The sequence below is a fragment of the Kluyvera georgiana genome (genome assembly GCF_050990895.1).
Classification (GTDB): Bacteria; Pseudomonadota; Gammaproteobacteria; order Enterobacterales; family Enterobacteriaceae; genus Kluyvera; species Kluyvera georgiana.
This window is the reverse complement of sequence record NZ_CP158865.1, coordinates 4,645,125-4,664,845: the sequence shown is the minus strand read 5'-3', so window position 1 is coordinate 4,664,845 and position 19,721 is coordinate 4,645,125. Positions and strand designations below refer to the sequence as shown.

Here is a 19,721-nt window from a genome sequence, read left to right as displayed (position 1 = left end):
GTTACCAGCGGTGCATGCCGCCCATGTGTCCGTTCCCCCCCTGACAGCCGATTCCCATACCTCCGTGGCGAGGAATGCCGGCCTGTGCCAGGGCGACATCAAACTTCACCCGCTGCTGATCCAGCTTCTGCTGTAACGTCTCTATTTCCTGAGCGACCCCCTCAATTTTCGCGCTGTCTGGCTTATCGGCGGTGAGCAGCGCATTGTATTCATAGCGTTTAGAGGCGATCTGCTGGCGCAGCGCGCTGGTCTGGTTGTAGAAATCATAGTGCAGTTTCTGTGCGGTAGCCTGCTGTGCATCGGTCAACTGGCTGTAACCGCCAACGTTGCCGCTGTTATTCCCCCAATGATGCGCGCCAGCCAGCGCAGCGCCGCTGGTGAAGGCCAAAGCCGCAAAAGTCAGTAGTGCAAAAGCCAAATTGTTGTTCCGTTTCATGGTGGATTCTCCTGTAGTGTGGTCACCTTAGCTATTGCATCTTCTGTGCCAGCTTGCCGTGTCGCGAAAATTGCGGCGCTGGGCGATACGCGGCGCGAGAAGCGAGTAAAAATGACGCGCTCGTACTACCCAGGCGAGTCATTTTTACTCGTTTTGTCCGGGCATTTGTGCTCGCAGGCCGGGTTCCGGGCGGGTAAAGCTGGCATGATTTCTGCTGAAGGAATGCAAAGACCAAAAGAAGGAAACCCCCATGAGCGTCATACGATTACGAAAGGACTCGGTCGCGTCTTATTTGAGCTGGCTGCTGACTGGCGTGATTTTGCTGTTGGTGTGTTTGTTCTCTGCGCTGATCGTCCGCGACTATGGCCGCGAAAACGCCGCCGCACAGCAGGCGCTCCACGAGCAGGGGCGCGTGCTGGTTAGCGCGCTGGAGTCTGGAACGCGCGCCGGAATGGGGATGCGTATGCATCACGCTCAGCTTCAGTCGATGCTGGAGGAGATGGCCTGGCAGCCTGGCGTGTTGTGGTTTGCCGTCACCGATGAGCAGGGGAAGGTGATTGCGCATAGCGATCCGCAGCAGGTCGGGAAAACGCTGTATCAGCCGGACGAGATGCGTGCGCTTCAGGTCAGCGAGAAAGAGCGCTGGCGACGCATCGGGACGCCGGAACCCGCGCTGGAAATCTATCGCCAGTTTCGCCCTCTGGACGCCTCTCGCGGTCACCATATGCGCATGATGATGCGCCGTGACGTTGTCGATACGCCGCAGGTGATCTTTATCGCGTTTGATAGCCGGGAACTTGACGCTGAGCAGGCTCGTGCGCAGCGCAATATGGTGGTTATGCTGTGTGCCGCCGCGTTAGTAATGGTGGCTACGCTGCTTGCTCAATTCTGGTTCCGTCGCTATCAACGTTCGCGCAGACAACTGCAGGAAGCTACCCATCGTCGGGAGAAGCTGGTGGCGCTGGGCCATCTGGCGGCCGGCGTGGCGCATGAAATCCGTAATCCGCTCTCCTCGATTAAAGGCCTGGCGAAGTATTTTGCTGAGCGCACGCCGCCGGGAGGTGAAGCCTACGCGTTGGCACAGGTGATGGCGAAAGAGGCTGACCGCTTGAATCGTGTCGTCAGCGACCTGCTGGAGCTGGTACGTCCGGCGCATTTAAAATGGCAGTCGGTGGATCTCAACGAGGTTATTGCCCATTCGCTTCAGTTAGTGAGTCAGGACGCATCGGGTCGGGATATTCAGCTGCATTTTACCGCCCGGCCTGCGCTACAGCGGATTCAGGCGGACCCAGACCGCCTGAATCAGGTACTGCTGAATCTCTACCTTAACGCCATCCAGGCAATAGGACGTGATGGAGTCATTACGGTCACGATAAGCGAGGCGGCAGACGGAGGCGTGACGTTGAGCGTAACGGACAGCGGCAAGGGGATGACGCACGAACAAAAGCAGGCCATCTTCACCCCCTATTTCACCACCAAGGCTGACGGTACCGGGCTGGGGCTGGCGGTAGTGCAGAACATCGTTGAGCAGCACGGCGGGACGATTCAGGTTGAGAGCTCACCCGGCAAGGGGGCGACCTTTACCCTCTCTCTGCCGGTCAATGGGCAACAGAAGGATGAACAAGGATGATGGCGGAAAAGGTCACGATTCTGGTGGTGGATGACGATATCAGCCACTGCACTATTTTACAGGCGCTACTGCGGGGCTGGGGCTACGAGGTATCGGTGGCTTACAATGGCTTGCAGGCGCTTGAGCGGGTGCGCCAGCAGGTATTTGACCTGGTGCTTTGCGATATCCGCATGGCAGAGATGGACGGTATTGCCACGCTGAAAGAGATCAAGGCTTGTAATCCGTCGATTCCGGTACTGATTATGACCGCCTACTCCAGCGTAGGAACGGCGGTGGAGGCGCTAAAATCCGGCGCGCTGGATTACCTGGTGAAGCCGCTTGATTTTGATAGCTTACAGCAGACGTTGGCCGATGCGCTGGCGCATACCCGACAATCGGAAAGCGGTGTCACGGTGGCCCCGGCGGCGACGTTTGGCATGGTGGGTGACAGCCCGGCGATGCAGGAGTTACTCAATGATATTGCGCTGGTGGCGCCTTCGGATGCGACGGTGTTAATCCATGGTGAATCGGGTACCGGGAAAGAACTGGTTGCCCGCGCGCTACATGCCAGCAGCGCGCGCAGCGATAAGCCGTTGGTCACGCTGAACTGCGCGGCGCTCAATGAATCTCTGCTGGAGTCCGAGCTGTTCGGCCACGAAAAGGGCGCGTTTACCGGCGCGGATAAACGGCGGGAAGGGCGTTTTGTCGAGGCGGATGGCGGTACCTTATTCCTCGATGAAATTGGCGATATCTCACCGCTGATGCAGGTGCGCCTGCTGCGGGCGATTCAGGAACGTGAAGTGCAGCGTGTGGGAAGCAATCAGACTCTGGCGGTTGATGTACGGCTGATTGCCGCCACCCATCGCGATTTGGCCGAAGAAGTTAGCGCCGGACGCTTCCGTCAGGATCTCTACTATCGTCTGAACGTGGTCACTATCGAGATGCCGCCGCTGCGTCAGCGTCGTGCTGATATCCCGTCGCTAGCGCACTATTTTCTGCAGCGCTACGGCGAACGTAACCGCAAAACGGTACAGGGATTCACCCCACAGGCGATGGATCTGCTGATTCATTACGACTGGCCGGGCAATATTCGCGAGCTGGAAAATGCGGTGGAGCGGGCGGTGGTACTGTTAACGGGAGAATATATATCAGAGCGCGAGCTACCGTTGGCGATTACCGGTACGCCGGTGAATGCTTGCTCATCATCCGATGATGTGATTCAACCTCTGGTGGAAGTGGAGAAAGAAGTTATTCTGGCGGCGCTGGAAAAAACGGGCGGCAACAAAACGGAAGCCGCCCGTCAATTGGGCATTACGCGCAAAACGCTGCTGGCTAAACTCAGCCGTTAGTTTTGCTCACGCTCAATGGCGCGCCAGCCGATGTCGTTGCGGCTGAAGCTGCCGTCCCAGCGGATGTCGGTCATCAGGGCGTAAGCGCGTTTCTGCGCTTCGGCGACGGTGTGGCCCAGCGCGGTGGCGCACAGTACCCGGCCGCCGCTGGTTAGCACGCGGTCGTCGTCTGCGAGCTTAGTGCCAGCGTGGAAGACTTTGCCGTCCGTTGAGGATTCCAGCGGCAGGCCGTGGATCTCATCACCCGTGTTGTAGCTGCCCGGATAACCGCCCGCGGCGATCACCACGCCTAATGAAGCGCGTTCGTCCCACTCGGAGGTTTTCTCATCCAGCTTGCCGTCGCAGGCGGCCAGGCACAGATCCACCAGATCCGACTTCATGCGCAGCATGATCGGCTGGGTTTCCGGATCGCCAAAGCGACAGTTGAACTCGATTACCTTCGGGTTGCCCTGCTTGTCGATCATCAGGCCCGCATACAGGAAGCCGGTGTAGGTATTCCCTTCCGCCGCCATGCCTTTCACGGTTGGCCAGATGATGCGTTCCATGGTGCGCTGGTGCACTTCATCAGTGACTACCGGCGCCGGGGAGTAAGCCCCCATCCCGCCGGTGTTCGGGCCGGTATCGCCGTTGCCCACGCGTTTGTGGTCCTGGCTGGTGGCCATCGGCAGCACGTGTTCGCCGTCGACCATCACGATAAAGCTCGCTTCTTCACCGTCGAGGAACTCTTCAATCACGATGCGGTGGCCTGCATCGCCAAAGGCGTTACCCGCCAGCATGTCCTGCACGGCGGCTTCCGCTTCTTCGAGCGTCATCGCGACGATAACGCCTTTACCGGCGGCCAGACCGTCGGCTTTGATGACGATCGGAGCGCCTTTCTCGCGCAGGTAAGCCAGCGCAGGCTCAACCTCGGTAAAGTTCTGGTACTCCGCCGTCGGGATGTGATGACGGGCGAGGAAATCTTTGGTGAAGGCTTTGGAGCCTTCCAGCTGCGCGGCGCCTTCGGTTGGGCCGAAGATCTTCAGACCTGCGGCGCGAAACGCATCGACCACGCCAATCACCAGCGGTGCTTCCGGGCCAACGATGGTCAGGTCAATCTTCTCGTTCTGGGCAAAGCTCAGCAGCGCCGGGATATCGGTTACGCCGATAGCCACGTTTTGCAGCGCGGGTTCCAGCGCGGTGCCCGCGTTGCCCGGTGCGACAAAAACGGTATCAACCAGCGGCGACTGCGCCGCTTTCCACGCCAGCGCGTGCTCGCGCCCGCCGTTGCCAATCACTAATACTTTCATCGTCTGCTCCGTGGATTAATGGCGGAAGTGGCGCATGTCGGTAAAGATCATCGCGATACCGTGTTCATCGGCAGCGGCAATGACTTCATCATCACGGATAGAGCCGCCAGGCTGGATCACACAGCTCACGCCCACGGCGGCAGCGGCATCGATACCATCGCGAAACGGGAAGAAAGCGTCGGAGGCCATTGCGGAGCCTTTCACTTCCAGACCTTCATCAGCGGCTTTAATGCCCGCGATTTTGGCGGAGTAAACGCGGCTCATCTGGCCTGCGCCTATACCGATGGTCATGTTCTCTTTGGCATACACAATGGCGTTGGATTTCACGAATTTTGCCACTTTCCAGCAGAACAGCGCATCGCGCAGCTCTTGCTCGGTCGGCTGACGTTTGGAAACCACGCGCAGTTCGCCTTCGCCTACCATACCCAGGTCGCGGTCCTGAACCAGCAGGCCGCCGTTAACGCGTTTGAAGTCCAGACCCGGCACACGCTGTGCCCACTGGCCGCAGGTCAGGACGCGAACGTTCTGTTTAGCGGCAGTGATCTTCAGCGCTTCTTCGGTCGCGGATGGGGCGATAATCACTTCCACGAACTGGCGGGAGATAATCGCCTGCGCGGTTTCGGCATCCAGCTCGCGGTTGAAGGCTATGATGCCGCCGAACGCGGAGGTTGGGTCGGTTTTGTACGCACGGTCGTAAGCGTCGAGAATAGTGGAGCTCACCGCCACGCCGCACGGGTTGGCATGTTTAACGATCACGCAGGCTGGCTCGTTGAATTCTTTCACGCATTCCAGCGCCGCGTCGGTATCGGCGATGTTGTTGTAGGAGAGCGCTTTACCCTGCACCTGCTGCGCGGTGGCAACGGACGCTTCTTTGACGTTCTCTTCTATATAGAAGGCTGCCTGCTGGTGGCTGTTCTCGCCGTAGCGCATATCCTGCTTCTTAATGAAGTTCAGGTTCAGCGTACGCGGGAAGCGACCGGCGGCTTCTTTGCTTTCACCGTGGTAGGCCGGAACCATGCTGCCGAAGTAGTTGGCAATCATGCTGTCGTAGGCGGCGGTGTGTTCGAAAGCTTTAATCGCCAGATCGAAACGGGTGTCGAGGGTCAGAGAACCTTCGTTAGCATCCATCTCTTTAATAATGGCGTCGTAGTCGCTGCTCTTCACCACGATGGCCACGTCTTTATGGTTCTTGGCGGCGGAGCGAACCATCGTTGGGCCGCCGATATCGATGTTCTCTACTGCATCTTCCAGCGAGCAGCCTTCACGGGCAACGGTCTCGGCGAACGGATACAGGTTAACGACCACCATATCGATAGGGGCGATGTGATGCTGTTCCATGATCGCATCGTCCTGGCCGCGACGGCCGAGGATGCCGCCGTGTACTTTTGGATGCAGGGTCTTCACGCGTCCATCCATCATTTCCGGGAAACCGGTGTAATCGGAAACTTCGGTCACCGCCAGGCCTTTTTCTGCTAACAGGCGGGCGGTCCCCCCCGTAGACAGCAGCTCCACACCGCGTGCGGAAAGTGCCTGGGCGAATTCGATGATACCGGCCTTGTCAGAAACACTGAGCAGAGCGCGGCGGACTGGACGACGTTGTTGCATGGTAAATCCCCTGGATTTGACTATTACAGAGAGCGTTAGGTGAATTCTTGGCTAAAAACTCAGCTAACGCCCCTTACGGGGCATCCTTGTTTTGCGGGGGCATTGTAACGAAAACGTTTGCGCAACGCTCGCGAATTTTTCTCTTTCCCTTAATTCGATAATTTCAGCTTTATAGACGAGGGGTAAAACGAAGTGATGATCGCAAGAGATCCTTATTTTTGTGGATAACTCTGTGTGTAAATGGGTATAAAGCCGGGTTCTGCTGTGGAATGCAGCAGTCAGTCATTTTTCTGCAATTTAAGGGTTGCGGCCCCGGGGAAACTCCCTATAATGCGCCTCCATCGACACGGCGGATGTGAATCACTTCACACTAAGTAGCCGGGTTGGTTGAAGAGAAAAACCTGAAAATGAGGGTTGACTCTGAAAGAGGAAAGCGTAATATACGCCACCTCGCAACGGTGAGCGAAAGCCGCGTTGCACTGCTCTTTAACAATTTATCAGACAATCTGTGTGGGCACTCGAAGATACGGATTCTTAACGTCGCAAGACGAAAAATGAATACCAAGTCTCTGAGTGAACACGTAATTCATTACGAAGTTTAATTCACGAGCATCAAACTTAAATTGAAGAGTTTGATCATGGCTCAGATTGAACGCTGGCGGCAGGCCTAACACATGCAAGTCGAACGGTAGCACAGAGAGCTTGCTCTCGGGTGACGAGTGGCGGACGGGTGAGTAATGTCTGGGAAACTGCCCGATGGAGGGGGATAACTACTGGAAACGGTAGCTAATACCGCATAACGTCGCAAGACCAAAGTGGGGGACCTTCGGGCCTCACACCATCGGATGTGCCCAGATGGGATTAGCTAGTAGGTGGGGTAACGGCTCACCTAGGCGACGATCCCTAGCTGGTCTGAGAGGATGACCAGCCACACTGGAACTGAGACACGGTCCAGACTCCTACGGGAGGCAGCAGTGGGGAATATTGCACAATGGGCGCAAGCCTGATGCAGCCATGCCGCGTGTATGAAGAAGGCCTTCGGGTTGTAAAGTACTTTCAGCGAGGAGGAAGGCGTTGTGGTTAATAACCACAGCGATTGACGTTACTCGCAGAAGAAGCACCGGCTAACTCCGTGCCAGCAGCCGCGGTAATACGGAGGGTGCAAGCGTTAATCGGAATTACTGGGCGTAAAGCGCACGCAGGCGGTTTGTTAAGTCAGATGTGAAATCCCCGGGCTCAACCTGGGAACTGCATTTGAAACTGGCAAGCTTGAGTCTCGTAGAGGGGGGTAGAATTCCAGGTGTAGCGGTGAAATGCGTAGAGATCTGGAGGAATACCGGTGGCGAAGGCGGCCCCCTGGACGAAGACTGACGCTCAGGTGCGAAAGCGTGGGGAGCAAACAGGATTAGATACCCTGGTAGTCCACGCCGTAAACGATGTCTATTTGGAGGTTGTTCCCTTGAGGAGTGGCTTCCGGAGCTAACGCGTTAAATAGACCGCCTGGGGAGTACGGCCGCAAGGTTAAAACTCAAATGAATTGACGGGGGCCCGCACAAGCGGTGGAGCATGTGGTTTAATTCGATGCAACGCGAAGAACCTTACCTACTCTTGACATCCAGAGAACTTAGCAGAGATGCTTTGGTGCCTTCGGGAACTCTGAGACAGGTGCTGCATGGCTGTCGTCAGCTCGTGTTGTGAAATGTTGGGTTAAGTCCCGCAACGAGCGCAACCCTTATCCTTTGTTGCCAGCGGTTCGGCCGGGAACTCAAAGGAGACTGCCAGTGATAAACTGGAGGAAGGTGGGGATGACGTCAAGTCATCATGGCCCTTACGAGTAGGGCTACACACGTGCTACAATGGCATATACAAAGAGAAGCGACCTCGCGAGAGCAAGCGGACCTCATAAAGTATGTCGTAGTCCGGATTGGAGTCTGCAACTCGACTCCATGAAGTCGGAATCGCTAGTAATCGTAGATCAGAATGCTACGGTGAATACGTTCCCGGGCCTTGTACACACCGCCCGTCACACCATGGGAGTGGGTTGCAAAAGAAGTAGGTAGCTTAACCTTCGGGAGGGCGCTTACCACTTTGTGATTCATGACTGGGGTGAAGTCGTAACAAGGTAACCGTAGGGGAACCTGCGGTTGGATCACCTCCTTACCTTAAAGAAACGTTCTTTGAAGTGCTCACACAGATTGTCTGATGAAAAGTAAATAGCAAGGCGTCTTGCGATTGAGACTTCAGTGTCCCCTTCGTCTAGAGGCCCAGGACACCGCCCTTTCACGGCGGTAACAGGGGTTCGAATCCCCTAGGGGACGCCACTTGCTGGTTTGTGTGAGTGAAAGTCGCCGACCTCAATATCTCAAAACTCATCTTCGGGTGACGTTTGAGATATTTGCTCTTTAAAAATCTGGATCAAGCTGAAAATTGAAACGACACACTGTGTCTGTTCTCCGTAATAAGAACAGATAAGCGGTGTGTTCGAGTCTCTCAAATTTTCGCAATCAGAAGTGAAACATCTTCGGGTTGTGAGGTTAAGCGACTAAGCGTACACGGTGGATGCCCTGGCAGTCAGAGGCGATGAAGGACGTGCTAATCTGCGATAAGCGTCGGTAAGGTGATATGAACCGTTATAACCGGCGATTTCCGAATGGGGAAACCCAGTGTGTTTCGACACACTATCGTTAACTGAATACATAGGTTAACGAAGCGAACCGGGGGAACTGAAACATCTAAGTACCCCGAGGAAAAGAAATCAACCGAGATTCCCCCAGTAGCGGCGAGCGAACGGGGAGCAGCCCAGAGTCTGAATCAGCTTGTGTGTTAGTGGAACGGTCTGGAAAGTCCGACGGTACAGGGTGATAGTCCCGTACACCAAAATGCACAGGTTGTGAACTCGATGAGTAGGGCGGGACACGTGGTATCCTGTCTGAATATGGGGGGACCATCCTCCAAGGCTAAATACTCCTGACTGACCGATAGTGAACCAGTACCGTGAGGGAAAGGCGAAAAGAACCCCGGCGAGGGGAGTGAAAAAGAACCTGAAACCGTGTACGTACAAGCAGTGGGAGCACCCTTTGGGGTGTGACTGCGTACCTTTTGTATAATGGGTCAGCGACTTATATTCTGTAGCAAGGTTAACCGTATAGGGGAGCCGAAGGGAAACCGAGTCTTAACTGGGCGTTAAGTTGCAGGGTATAGACCCGAAACCCGGTGATCTAGCCATGGGCAGGTTGAAGGTTGGGTAACACTAACTGGAGGACCGAACCGACTAATGTTGAAAAATTAGCGGATGACTTGTGGCTGGGGGTGAAAGGCCAATCAAACCGGGAGATAGCTGGTTCTCCCCGAAAGCTATTTAGGTAGCGCCTCGTGAACTCATCTTCGGGGGTAGAGCACTGTTTCGGCTAGGGGGTCATCCCGACTTACCAACCCGATGCAAACTGCGAATACCGAAGAATGTTATCACGGGAGACACACGGCGGGTGCTAACGTCCGTCGTGAAGAGGGAAACAACCCAGACCGCCAGCTAAGGTCCCAAAGTCACAGTTAAGTGGGAAACGATGTGGGAAGGCTCAGACAGCCAGGATGTTGGCTTAGAAGCAGCCATCATTTAAAGAAAGCGTAATAGCTCACTGGTCGAGTCGGCCTGCGCGGAAGATGTAACGGGGCTAAACTGTGCACCGAAGCTGCGGCAGCGACACTATGTGTTGTTGGGTAGGGGAGCGTTCTGTAAGCCTGCGAAGGTGTCTCGTGAGGGATGCTGGAGGTATCAGAAGTGCGAATGCTGACATAAGTAACGATAATGCGGGTGAAAAACCCGCACGCCGGAAGACCAAGGGTTCCTGTCCAACGTTAATCGGGGCAGGGTGAGTCGACCCCTAAGGCGAGGCCGAAAGGCGTAGTCGATGGGAAACAGGTTAATATTCCTGTACTTGGTGTTACTGCGAAGGGGGGACGGAGAAGGCTATGTTAGCCGGGCGACGGTTGTCCCGGTTTAAGCATGTAGGCGGAGCGTTTAGGTAAATCCGGACGCTTACTAACGCTGAGGTGTGATGACGAGGCACTACGGTGCTGAAGTAACAAATGCCCTGCTTCCAGGAAAAGCCTCTAAGCATCAGGTAACATCAAATCGTACCCCAAACCGACACAGGTGGTCAGGTAGAGAATACCAAGGCGCTTGAGAGAACTCGGGTGAAGGAACTAGGCAAAATGGTGCCGTAACTTCGGGAGAAGGCACGCTGATATGTAGGTGAAGTGGTTTACCCATGGAGCTGAAATCAGTCGAAGATACCAGCTGGCTGCAACTGTTTATTAAAAACACAGCACTGTGCAAACACGAAAGTGGACGTATACGGTGTGACGCCTGCCCGGTGCCGGAAGGTTAATTGATGGGGTTAGCTGTAAGGCGAAGCTCTTGATCGAAGCCCCGGTAAACGGCGGCCGTAACTATAACGGTCCTAAGGTAGCGAAATTCCTTGTCGGGTAAGTTCCGACCTGCACGAATGGCGTAATGATGGCCAGGCTGTCTCCACCCGAGACTCAGTGAAATTGAACTCGCTGTGAAGATGCAGTGTACCCGCGGCAAGACGGAAAGACCCCGTGAACCTTTACTATAGCTTGACACTGAACACTGGTCCTTGATGTGTAGGATAGGTGGGAGGCTTTGAAGCGTGGACGCCAGTCTGCGTGGAGCCAACCTTGAAATACCACCCTTTAATGGCTGGTGTTCTAACGTAGACCCGTAATCCGGGTTGCGGACAGTGTCTGGTGGGTAGTTTGACTGGGGCGGTCTCCTCCTAAAGAGTAACGGAGGAGCACGAAGGTTAGCTAATCCTGGTCGGACATCAGGAGGTTAGTGCAAAGGCATAAGCTAGCTTGACTGCGAGAGTGACGGCTCGAGCAGGTGCGAAAGCAGGTCTTAGTGATCCGGTGGTTCTGAATGGAAGGGCCATCGCTCAACGGATAAAAGGTACTCCGGGGATAACAGGCTGATACCGCCCAAGAGTTCATATCGACGGCGGTGTTTGGCACCTCGATGTCGGCTCATCACATCCTGGGGCTGAAGTAGGTCCCAAGGGTATGGCTGTTCGCCATTTAAAGTGGTACGCGAGCTGGGTTTAGAACGTCGTGAGACAGTTCGGTCCCTATCTGCCGTGGGCGCTGGAGAATTGAGGGGGGCTGCTCCTAGTACGAGAGGACCGGAGTGGACGCATCACTGGTGTTCGGGTTGTCATGCCAATGGCATTGCCCGGTAGCTAAATGCGGAAAAGATAAGTGCTGAAAGCATCTAAGCACGAAACTTGCCCCGAGATGAGTTCTCCCTGACCCTTTAAGGGTCCTGAAGGAACGTTGAAGACGACGACGTTGATAGGCTGGGTGTGTAAGCGTAGCGATACGTTGAGCTAACCAGTACTAATGAACCGTGAGGCTTAACCTTACAACGCCGAAGATGTTTTGGCGAAGAGATGATATTCAGCTTGATTACAGATGACATTAACCGGCGAAAAGCGGGTTAATAAACAGAATTTGCCTGGCGGCTGTAGCGCGGTGGTCCCACCTGACCCCATGCCGAACTCAGAAGTGAAACGCCGTAGCGCCGATGGTAGTGTGGGGTCTCCCCATGCGAGAGTAGGGAACTGCCAGGCATCAATTAAGTGAAGAAGCCCATCCTGACGGATGGGCTTTTTTGCGTCTGTACGAAAGTAAAATACGGTGAAATCCCGGGCTCGCTGCGCTCACTCGGGAAGAGGCGTGTTACACCAGCTCCGCTGATGCACCACAATAACGTAAATGCAGTAGCGGATAAGGTCTCCCATGATCGTCCGTCTCCGACCGCCCGGTCACGGCAAACCCCATCTTCTGGTAGAACCCTACTGCCTGCCCATTCTGTTCGTTCACGTCGGTGGTCAGATCGGGGATCAGCGATAACGCATGTTCAACCAGCTTTCGTCCCACGCCGGTACCTCGAGCATCCGGATCGACAAACAGTGCTTCCAGATGGTGCTCTGACAGCAGCATAAATGCTAAAGGCACATTATTGTTATCTACCGCCACCCAAAGCGGCGCCTCAGGTAAAAATGTCCGTACCTGTACCTCAATTTCCGCTCTATCCTGCGCGGACAAGAAATTATGCGTCGCATCCACCGAACGACACCATATTTCCACTAACCGTTCGCCTTCATGGCGCTGTGAACGTCGAATAACCACTTCATTTACTCCCTTTCGAATCGTTTCCGCATTCTACCGCAATCGTAATTGAAACTTTCTCACCTTTAACATGCAGACTCGACATTTCACTGAATTCTGGGTATCGTTAGGTGTCTGGATGTCTAAACGTTTATACGTATGCTGTGAGGTAATAAGGTTATGCCGATTCGGGTGCAGGACGAGCTACCAGCCGTCAAGTTCTTGCGTGATGAGAACGTCTTTGTGATGACCACGTCACGTGCTACAGGTCAGGAAATTCGTCCTCTGAAGGTGCTGATCCTGAACCTTATGCCGAAGAAGATAGAGACAGAAAACCAGTTCTTGCGTTTGCTGTCAAACTCTCCGCTACAGCTGGATATCCAGCTACTGCGTATTGATGCGCGTGAATCGCGTAATACGCCAACTGAGCATTTGAATAATTTTTACTGTAATTTCGACGACATTCGCGACCAGAACTTCGATGGACTGATCGTTACCGGTGCGCCGCTTGGCCTGGTCGAATTTAATGATGTTGCCTACTGGCCGCAGATTCAGCAGGTGCTGGAGTGGGCTAAAGATCACGTCACATCGACGCTGTTTGTCTGTTGGGCGGTACAAGCCGCGCTTAATATTCTGTACGGGATTCCTAAGCAAACCCGCGACGACAAGCTTTCTGGCGTTTACGAGCACCACATTCTTCACCCTCATGCCCTGCTAACCCGTGGTTTTGACGATACTTTCCTGGCACCGCATTCCCGCTACGCCGACTTCCCTGCGAAGCTGATTCGTGACTTTACCGATCTGGAAATCCTCGCGGAAACCGCTGACGGCGACGCCTATCTGTTTGCCAGCAAAGACAAGCGCATCGCTTTCGTGACGGGTCATCCGGAATACGATGCGCACACCCTGGCGAGTGAATATTTCCGCGATGTGGATGCCGGCCTGAGTCCGGAAGTGCCCTATAACTATTTCCCTAAAGATGACCCGCAAAACAAACCGCGTGCTACCTGGCGTAGCCACGGTAACCTTCTGTTTGCGAACTGGCTCAACTACTACGTCTACCAGATCACACCGTACGATCTGCGGAATATGAATCCAACGTTGGATTGATCCGCTACTCATCACGATCCTAAAGCGTTTCAGCATACTCAATCAGGCACCTTCGGGTGCCTTTTTTGTTTCCGAAATACACCCCACTCAGTCATAAATTTTTAATTCTAATCTAATCAATATGTTGTGATTATTTTAATTTAAAAATGGAAATTGTTTTTGTTTTTTTGATTTTATTGATTAGGCTTAAAAACGTTGAGCGAAAACTACACAACGATCTTCCGCTCACCTGACGGGGAAACTATTCGGATCACGCACGAGGAGCTACACCATGACACAACAGGCCACAACAACCGATGAACTGGCTTTTCTGAAGCCTTCTGGCGAGCAGGAACAGCAGGTTTTGACTGCGGAAGCGGTGGAATTTCTGACCGAACTCGTGACCCGATTTACACCAAAACGTAATAAGCTGCTGGCTGCACGCATTCAACAACAACAGGATATCGACGACGGCAAGCTGCCAGATTTTATTTCGGAAACCGATTCCATTCGTAATGGAAATTGGCAGATACGCGGAATTCCTGCCGATCTGCAGGACCGTCGCGTTGAAATTACCGGTCCCGTTGAGCGCAAAATGGTGATTAACGCCCTGAACGCTAACGTCAAAGTGTTCATGGCCGATTTTGAAGACTCATTAGCGCCGGACTGGAACAAAGTGATCGAAGGGCAGATCAACCTGCGTGACGCGGTCAACGGCACCATCAGCTACACCAACGAAGCAGGGAAAATCTATCAGCTCAAACCGAACCCCGCGGTATTGGTTTGTCGCGTACGCGGCCTGCACCTGCCGGAAAAACACGTCACCTGGCGCGGCGAAGCCATTCCGGGCAGCCTGTTTGACTTTGCGCTGTACTTTTTCCACAACCACAAAGCGCTGTTAGCCAAAGGCAGCGGCCCCTATTTCTACCTGCCGAAAACCCAGGCGTGGCAGGAAGCGGCCTGGTGGAACGATGTGTTCTGCTATGCCGAGGATCGCTTCAATCTGCCGCGCGGTACCATCAAAGCCACGCTGCTGATTGAAACCTTGCCAGCCGTGTTCCAGATGGACGAAATTCTCCACGCCCTGCGCGACCATATTGTTGGCCTGAACTGTGGCCGTTGGGATTACATCTTCAGCTATATCAAAACGTTGAAGAACCACCCGGACCGCGTTTTGCCGGATCGTCAGGTCGTCACCATGGATAAGCCGTTCCTCAGCGCTTATTCACGGCTGTTGATTAAAACCTGTCACAAGCGCGGCGCGTTCGCGATGGGCGGCATGGCAGCGTTTATCCCGCACAAAGATGCCGAGCGCAACGCGCAGGTGCTGAACAAGGTGAAAGCGGATAAATCACTGGAAGCCAATAACGGCCATGACGGCACCTGGGTTGCCCATCCCGGTCTTGCTGATACCGCCATGGCGGTGTTTAACGAGGTGCTGGGCGATCGCCCGAACCAGCTCTCTGTTTCCCGCGCCACCGACGCGCCGATTACCGCAGAACAGCTGCTGGCACCGTGCGACGGTGAGCGTACCGAAGAGGGGATGCGCGCCAATATTCGCGTGGCGGTCCAGTACATCGAGGCGTGGATCTCCGGCAACGGCTGCGTACCGATTTATGGCCTGATGGAAGATGCGGCCACCGCCGAAATCTCCCGTACCTCTATCTGGCAGTGGATCCATCACCAGAAAACCCTCAGCAACGGCAAACCGGTGACCAAGCCGCTGTTCCGCCAGATGCTGGCGGAAGAACTGCAGGTGATTAAAGACGAGCTGGGCGAAGCCCGCTTCAACGGCGGTCGTTTTGACGATGCCGCGCGCCTGATGGAGCAAATCACCACCTCCGACGAACTGATCGACTTCCTGACCCTGCCGGGCTACCGCCTGCTGGCGTAATTCACCACATAACAATATGGAGCATCTGCACATGAAAACTCGTACTCAACAAATCGAAGCATTACAACAAGAATGGACGCAGCCACGTTGGGAAGGCATCAAGCGCCCGTACAGCGCGGAAGAAGTGGTGAAACTGCGCGGGTCGGTCAACCCAGAATGTACGCTGGCCCAGCTGGGCGCGGCCAGAATGTGGCGCCTGCTGCACGGTGAATCGAAAAAGGGCTACGTTAACAGCCTTGGCGCGCTGACCGGCGGCCAGGCGTTACAGCAGGCAAAAGCCGGTATTGAGGCCATTTATCTCTCGGGCTGGCAGGTGGCCGCGGACGCCAACCTGGCATCAAGTATGTACCCGGATCAATCGCTCTATCCTGCGAATTCAGTGCCTGCGGTGGTCGATCGGATCAACAACACTTTCCGTCGTGCGGATCAGATCCAGTGGGCGAACGGTATCGAGCCAAACGATCCGCGCTACGTTGATTATTTCTTGCCGATCGTTGCCGACGCGGAAGCGGGTTTCGGCGGCGTGCTGAATGCCTTTGAACTGATGAAATCGATGATTGCGGCCGGTGCAGCGGCGGTACACTTCGAAGATCAGCTGGCATCGGTGAAAAAATGCGGCCATATGGGCGGCAAAGTGCTGGTACCCACGCAGGAAGCGGTTCAGAAACTGGTGGCCGCACGCCTGGCGGCTGATGTCATGGGCGTACCGACCCTGCTGATTGCCCGTACCGATGCCGACGCGGCGGACCTTATCACCTCCGACTGCGACCCGTACGATAGCGACTTCATTACCGGCGAGCGCACCAGCGAAGGCTTCTACCGTACCCGTGCAGGCATTGAGCAGGCTATCAGCCGCGGCCTGGCGTACGCACCGTACGCCGACCTGGTGTGGTGTGAAACCTCCACGCCGGACCTGGAGCTGGCGAAGCGCTTTGCCGATGCGATTCACGCGAAATATCCAGGCAAACTGCTGGCCTACAACTGCTCGCCGTCGTTCAACTGGCAGAAAAAGCTGGACGACAAAACCATCGCCAGCTTCCAGCAGCAGCTGTCTGATATGGGCTACAAATACCAATTCATCACGCTGGCCGGCATCCACAGCATGTGGTTCAACATGTTCGACCTGGCGCACTCTTATGCGCAGGGTGAAGGGATGAAGCACTACGTTGAGAAGGTTCAGCAGGCAGAATTCGCGGCGGCGAAAGATGGCTACACCTTCGTTTCTCACCAGCAGGAGGTTGGCACCGGCTACTTCGATAATGTCACCACCATTATCCAGGGCGGAACCTCCTCGGTGACCGCGCTGACTGGTTCAACCGAAGAATCGCAGTTCTGATTTATGCCCGGTGGCGCTGCGCTAACCGGGCCTACAACGCAATGTAGGCCGGATAAGCGAAGGCGCCATCCGGCATGACTCGGTGCCGGATGGGGATAAATAATGACGCGAGGCCTGGAATTACTGATTGCGCAGACCATTTTGCAGGGATTTGACGCCCAGTACGGACGTTTTCTGGAAGTGACTTCCGGCGCACAGCAGCGGTTTGAACAGGCCGACTGGCATGCCGTGCAGCAGGCGATGAAAAGCCGTATCCATCTGTACGACCATCACGTGGGGTTGGTGGTCGAACAGCTGCGCTGCATTACCGACGGCAAAAGCACTGACGCCGATTTTTTGCTGCGCGTAAAGGCGCAGTACACCCGGTTGCTGCCGGATTACCCTCGCTTCGAGATTGCGGAGAGCTTTTTTAATTCCGTCTATTGTCGGTTATTTGACCACCGCTCGCTGAGTCCCGAGCGGTTATTTATTTTCAGCTCGCAGCCCGAGCGCCGCTTTCGCGCGATTCCCCGGCCACTCGCCAAGGATTTCTTCCCGGACGCTGGCTGGGAAGCGGTGATTTTCAAAATGCTCAGCGATTTACCCCTGCGTCTGCCCTGGCAGAATAAGTTTCGCGACGTGGGCTATATCATGGCGCATCTGAGCGAAACGCTGGACGTCGAGACGCTGCGCGAGTCGCACCTGCAAATTGCTAATGAGCTATTTTATCGCAACAAAGCTGCATGGCTTATTGGAAAGCTGATCACACCGAGCGGCACGCTACCGTTTCTCATTCCCATTCATCGTACCGATGAAGGCGAGTTGTTCGTCGATACCTGCCTGACCACCACGGTCGAGGCCAGCATCGTCTTCGGTTTTGCCCGCTCCTATTTTATGGTGTACGCGCCGCTGCCTGCGGCTCTGGTGGAATGGCTGCGCGAAATCCTGCCCGGCAAAACCACCGCCGAGCTCTATATGGCGATTGGTTGTCAGAAGCACGCCAAAACGGAAAGCTATCGTGAATACCTGAACTACATCGCCAACGCCAATGAACAATTTATTGAAGCGCCGGGCATTCGCGGCATGGTGATGCTGGTGTTTACCCTGCCGGGCTTCGACCGGGTGTTTAAAGTCATTAAAGACAAATTTGCCCCGCAGAAAGAGATGACCGCCGCGCACGTCCGGGCCTGCTACCAGCTGGTGAAAGAGCACGACCGCGTCGGGCGCATGGCCGATACCCAGGAGTTTGAGAATTTTGTCCTCGAAAAGCGACAAATTGACCCGGCGCTGATGGCGCTGTTATTGCAGGAAGCGCCAGAGAAAATCGTCGATATGGGCGATAAAATTGCCATTAGCCATCTGTATATTGAGCGGCGGATGGTGCCGCTCAATCTCTGGCTGGAGCAGGTGGAAGGGCAACCGCTACGCGACGCGATTGAAGAATACGGTAACGCTATCCGTCAGCTTGCAGCCGCCAATATTTTTCCCGGCGACATGCTGTTTAAAAATTTCGGCGTCACCCGGCACGGACGCGTGGTGTTCTACGATTATGACGAGATTTGCTATATGACGGAGGTGAACTTCCGCCATATTCCGCCGCCGCGCTATCCCGAGGACGAGCTGGCGAGCGAGCCCTGGTACAGCGTGTCGCCGGGCGATGTGTTCCCGGAGGAGTTTCGCCACTGGCTGTGCGCCGACCCGCGCATCGGGCCGCTGTTTGAAGAGATGCACGCCGACCTGTTCAGCGCCGACTACTGGCGCGGACTGCAAACGCGTATCAAGAATGGGCACGTGGAGGATGTTTACGCTTACCGCCGCCGTCAGCGGTTCAGCGTGCGTTATGAAACCGACCGTAAGCCGGATAAGGCGCTTGCGCCGCCATCCAGCGAGGTGCGCCGATCTGCCTGATGGCGCTACGCTTATCAGGCCTATCGAGAATGCCCCAACGGGGCATTTTGTTTATTTAATCCCGCCGTAGGCCAGCGTCACCTCTTTCGCCGCCTTAATCACCATCGCGCCAAACTCGGTCACGCGGTCATCGGTAATGCGGGAAATCGGCCCGGAAATGGAGATGGCGGCAAACGGCTCGCGGTGTTCGTCATAAATGCACGAGGCCACGCAGCGCAGCCCCAGCGCATGCTCTTCATCATCAAACGAATAGCCGCGCTTGCGCGTCTGGGCCAGGTCGTCCTTCAGATGTAACGGCGACACCAGCGTCGCATGCGTGTAAGCATGCAGACCCTTACGGTGCAGCAGGCCGGTTACCTGTTCCTCACTGAGTTGCGATAAAAAAGCTTTCCCGGCGCCAGAGGCGTGCATTGGCAGCTTGCCGCCGATCGGCGCGGACATGCGCATCAGCTGCGTACACTGCACCTGATCGATAATAATGGCCTGATGATCGCTCTTATCGAGCACCGCCAGATTGACCGTCTCACCGGAATCTTCCATCAGCTGGCGCAGAATGGGGTGCACAATCGCCAGCAGATTACGGCTTTGCAGGAAGCTGCTGCCCACGATAAACGCATGCGCGCCCACCGCCCAATGGCCGAGTTCGCCAACCTGACGCACGAAGCCCAACTGCTGCATGGTGGTGAGTAAACGGTGGGTGGTGGAGTTAGGAAGGCCAGCCTGCTGCGCCAGCTCGGTGAGCGCCACGCTGCTGTGTGATTCCGCGATCCACTCCAGCAGTTTGAGGCCGCGGGTGAGTGACTGCACCTGACCCGTTGCGGCGGCGGCAGTTGCCGGGGCGGGTTTTCTACCGCGTTTTGCAGGAACGTTGGCGACCATCGCAACTCCTTTCTGTATCGTGGAAATTATTTTCGTTTTTATTGATTATAATACAACCGTTCGTCTTACTGCTCCGATGAGTCATGTTGAACATGTCTCATGTAGACCGCTGTTCTCTTTTCCGCCACCCCGCTTTATGCCAGTATGGTCTATTGCCTATTT

Annotated in this window: 11 protein-coding genes, 1 tRNA gene and 3 rRNA genes; 10 read left to right on the top strand and 5 right to left on the bottom strand. The window is 55.2% G+C overall.

The genetic code is table 11. From position 1 onward, the window contains the following. Position 1: 1 nt before the first annotated feature. The gene (gene zraP, locus ABTW00_RS22055) at positions 2 to 436 is read right to left on the bottom strand and encodes a zinc resistance sensor/chaperone ZraP (RefSeq protein ID WP_433637645.1); all 435 of its coding nucleotides are present in this window, start codon (positions 434 to 436) and stop codon (positions 2 to 4) included. Between the two features lie 250 nt (positions 437 to 686). Here zraP and zraS point away from each other — a divergent pair, with 250 nt between their 5' ends. Beyond that, positions 687 to 2,066 carry a two-component system sensor histidine kinase ZraS gene (gene zraS / locus ABTW00_RS22050; RefSeq protein ID WP_271448214.1) on the top strand — a complete coding sequence of 460 codons (1,380 nt, stop codon included), beginning with the start codon at positions 687 to 689 and terminating at the stop codon, positions 2,064 to 2,066. After that, positions 2,063 to 3,394, top strand: a complete 1,332-nt coding sequence (gene zraR, locus ABTW00_RS22045) for a sigma-54-dependent response regulator transcription factor ZraR (protein ID WP_433637643.1) — start codon at positions 2,063 to 2,065, stop codon at positions 3,392 to 3,394. The genes zraS and zraR overlap by 4 nt, the downstream gene beginning before the upstream one ends. Here zraR and purD read toward each other — a convergent pair. Together purD and purH are read right to left on the bottom strand one after the other, a co-directional pair. Further along, on the bottom strand, positions 3,391 to 4,680 hold the full coding sequence (gene purD, locus ABTW00_RS22040; RefSeq protein WP_271448215.1) for a phosphoribosylamine--glycine ligase: 1,290 nt from the start codon (positions 4,678 to 4,680) through the stop codon (positions 3,391 to 3,393). The two genes, zraR and purD, sit on opposite strands and share 4 nt — an antisense overlap. 15 nt (positions 4,681 to 4,695) lie before the next feature. Next, the gene (purH, locus tag ABTW00_RS22035) at positions 4,696 to 6,285 is read right to left on the bottom strand and encodes a bifunctional phosphoribosylaminoimidazolecarboxamide formyltransferase/IMP cyclohydrolase (protein WP_110496265.1); all 1,590 of its coding nucleotides are present in this window, start codon (positions 6,283 to 6,285) and stop codon (positions 4,696 to 4,698) included. Between the two features lie 620 nt (positions 6,286 to 6,905). Between purH and ABTW00_RS22030 the strand changes: the two genes are divergently transcribed. The 4 genes from ABTW00_RS22030 (at position 6,906) to rrf (ending at position 11,933) form a co-directional block, all read left to right on the top strand. Continuing rightward, positions 6,906 to 8,445 (top strand): 16S ribosomal RNA (locus ABTW00_RS22030). An 85-nt stretch (positions 8,446 to 8,530) separates the two neighbouring features. After that, positions 8,531 to 8,606, top strand: a tRNA-Glu gene (locus tag ABTW00_RS22025). A gap of 211 nt (positions 8,607 to 8,817) precedes the next feature. Continuing rightward, a 23S ribosomal RNA gene (locus ABTW00_RS22020) occupies positions 8,818 to 11,725 on the top strand. Positions 11,726 to 11,817: 92 nt separating this feature from the next. Next, positions 11,818 to 11,933, top strand: a 5S ribosomal RNA gene (rrf, locus tag ABTW00_RS22015). The 16S, 23S and 5S rRNA genes sit together here with 1 tRNA gene alongside, the layout of an rRNA operon. A gap of 109 nt (positions 11,934 to 12,042) precedes the next feature. Here rrf and ABTW00_RS22010 read toward each other — a convergent pair. Continuing rightward, complete coding sequence (locus ABTW00_RS22010) at positions 12,043 to 12,495, bottom strand: acetyltransferase (protein ID WP_433637639.1); 453 nt, start codon at positions 12,493 to 12,495, stop codon at positions 12,043 to 12,045. A gap of 159 nt (positions 12,496 to 12,654) precedes the next feature. Between ABTW00_RS22010 and metA the strand changes: the two genes are divergently transcribed. The 4 genes from metA to aceK all read left to right on the top strand — a co-directional run bounded on the left by metA (position 12,655) and on the right by aceK (position 18,680). Next, positions 12,655 to 13,584 (top strand): homoserine O-acetyltransferase MetA, encoded by a 930-nt coding sequence (metA, locus tag ABTW00_RS22005; RefSeq protein WP_064546585.1) that lies wholly within the window; start codon positions 12,655 to 12,657, stop codon positions 13,582 to 13,584. Positions 13,585 to 13,855: 271 nt separating this feature from the next. After that, positions 13,856 to 15,457: a malate synthase A gene (gene aceB / locus ABTW00_RS22000; protein WP_271447138.1), complete on the top strand. Its 1,602-nt coding sequence runs from the start codon at positions 13,856 to 13,858 to the stop codon at positions 15,455 to 15,457. A 31-nt stretch (positions 15,458 to 15,488) separates the two neighbouring features. After that, positions 15,489 to 16,793 (top strand): isocitrate lyase, encoded by a 1,305-nt coding sequence (gene aceA, locus ABTW00_RS21995; RefSeq protein ID WP_065357769.1) that lies wholly within the window; start codon positions 15,489 to 15,491, stop codon positions 16,791 to 16,793. 102 nt (positions 16,794 to 16,895) lie between these two features. Continuing rightward, positions 16,896 to 18,680, top strand: a complete 1,785-nt coding sequence (gene aceK / locus ABTW00_RS21990) for a bifunctional isocitrate dehydrogenase kinase/phosphatase (RefSeq protein WP_433637635.1) — start codon at positions 16,896 to 16,898, stop codon at positions 18,678 to 18,680. Between the two features lie 51 nt (positions 18,681 to 18,731). On the opposite strand, the gene iclR is transcribed toward aceK, so the two are convergent. Next, complete coding sequence (gene iclR, locus ABTW00_RS21985; protein WP_065357771.1) at positions 18,732 to 19,559, bottom strand: glyoxylate bypass operon transcriptional repressor IclR; 828 nt, start codon at positions 19,557 to 19,559, stop codon at positions 18,732 to 18,734. Positions 19,560 to 19,721: the final 162 nt, after the last annotated feature.

What these genes read in the sequence shown, in the direction of transcription:
- zraP (WP_433637645.1), bottom strand. Translation starts at nt 436, where the DNA reads ATGAAACGGAACAACAATTTGGCTTTTGCACTACTGACTTTTGCGGCT.
- zraR (WP_433637643.1), top strand. Translation starts at nt 2,063, where the DNA reads ATGATGGCGGAAAAGGTCACGATTCTGGTGGTGGATGACGATATCAGC.
- purH (WP_110496265.1), bottom strand. Translation starts at nt 6,285, where the DNA reads ATGCAACAACGTCGTCCAGTCCGCCGCGCTCTGCTCAGTGTTTCTGAC.
- aceK (WP_433637635.1), top strand. Translation starts at nt 16,896, where the DNA reads ATGACGCGAGGCCTGGAATTACTGATTGCGCAGACCATTTTGCAGGGA.
- metA (WP_064546585.1), top strand. Translation starts at nt 12,655, where the DNA reads ATGCCGATTCGGGTGCAGGACGAGCTACCAGCCGTCAAGTTCTTGCGT.
- iclR (WP_065357771.1), bottom strand. Translation starts at nt 19,559, where the DNA reads ATGGTCGCCAACGTTCCTGCAAAACGCGGTAGAAAACCCGCCCCGGCA.
- purD (WP_271448215.1), bottom strand. Translation starts at nt 4,680, where the DNA reads ATGAAAGTATTAGTGATTGGCAACGGCGGGCGCGAGCACGCGCTGGCG.
- aceB (WP_271447138.1), top strand. Translation starts at nt 13,856, where the DNA reads ATGACACAACAGGCCACAACAACCGATGAACTGGCTTTTCTGAAGCCT.
- zraS (WP_271448214.1), top strand. Translation starts at nt 687, where the DNA reads ATGAGCGTCATACGATTACGAAAGGACTCGGTCGCGTCTTATTTGAGC.
- aceA (WP_065357769.1), top strand. Translation starts at nt 15,489, where the DNA reads ATGAAAACTCGTACTCAACAAATCGAAGCATTACAACAAGAATGGACG.